This window comes from Melioribacter sulfuriphilus, from assembly GCF_051488685.1.
GTDB lineage: Bacteria > Bacteroidota > Ignavibacteria > Ignavibacteriales > Melioribacteraceae > Melioribacter.
Genome location: NZ_JBPSEH010000021.1, coordinates 1 through 1,201, shown reverse-complemented (window position 1 = coordinate 1,201; position 1,201 = coordinate 1). Strand labels below are relative to the sequence as shown.

Annotated in this window: 1 protein-coding gene; it reads left to right on the top strand. The window is 34.7% G+C overall.

The window, feature by feature from the left end; all coding sequences use genetic code 11:
* The first annotated feature begins 81 nt into the window (after positions 1-81).
* Positions 82-1,053 (top strand): IS5 family transposase, encoded by a 972-nt coding sequence (locus tag ACSSV9_RS14550; protein ID WP_437347988.1) that lies wholly within the window; start codon positions 82-84, stop codon positions 1,051-1,053.
* Positions 1,054-1,201 lie beyond the last annotated feature (148 nt).

Sequence of the window (1,201 nt, the reverse complement as noted above, 5' to 3'; positions counted from 1 at the left end):
GAAACCTCTGAAAAATTATCCAGAATTTAAAAACTTTTTAATGAAAAGCGTTGTAAGAGAATAAACAAAAAAGAGGAAAAGATGCGCAGCAATAAGATTAATAATATCGATTTGTTTACCCAAGCAGCCAACGATAGATTTGAAAAACACATAAAAACCCAAAGCAAACGAGCCTTGGAAACAATAAATCAGAAAATAGATTGGGATGATCTTCTCACGCCCATAGAACAAAAATTGAAAGTAAGTAAAGCTAAAACAACGGAAGCCGGAAGAAGACCATTTTCATTAGAGGTAATAGTAAAATGTTTCATACTCCAGACAATCTATAATCTTTCAGACCCACGTTTAGAAGAAGAGATAGCTGATAGGCGAAGCTTCCAAATCTTTTTAGGAATAAGTAGCGGAGATTCAATACCAGATGAAACGACACTTGTCCGATACCGCAAGACATTTTCTTCTTTGGGATTAGATAAGCTGCTATTTGATAGATTCAACAAACAACTGAACGAAAAACAACTGATCATAGGGAAAGGGACGATAGTCGATGCTACCATAAAACAAGCCCAAGCCACACCATCAAGCAATAGAGACAAAGACGCTAATTTCACCAAGAAGCGAGGCAAAACTTATTACGGATATAAAGGGCATATTGCAATTGATAAAGACAGCCAGATTATCAAGCGCCTTGAGTTTACCAAAGCAAGCGTACATGATTCCGATGAATTTGACAACCTTGTTGATTACACCGAAGAGGCAGTGTTTGCCGATAAGGGCTACGCTAATAAAACAAGAAGAAAGAAGCTCGAATCAAAAGAAATATTTGATGGAATCTTAGAAAAAGGTTATCGGAACAAACCATTAAACAAAATTCAGAAAAAAGTGAATCGATTACTCTCAAGTATAAGGAACAGAGTTGAGAAAACTTTTGCATTTATGAAAAATGTTTTGGGCTACGACCGATGTAGTTATTACGACCTTGAAACTAACCGATTTGAATTTACATTTGCCGCATTAGTTTTCAACATAAGGAGAATGATATCATTGACTACATAAAATCTGCCTGAATGAGTCAATTAATGGCTCAATAAAGCAGACAACACTATTTCAAAGAACCAATTTTTACTTATACATGATTTATTTTTTCAATGAAAACGACAATACTTATAAATCTGTTCCTCTAATTGAATTTTTCAGATGTCTC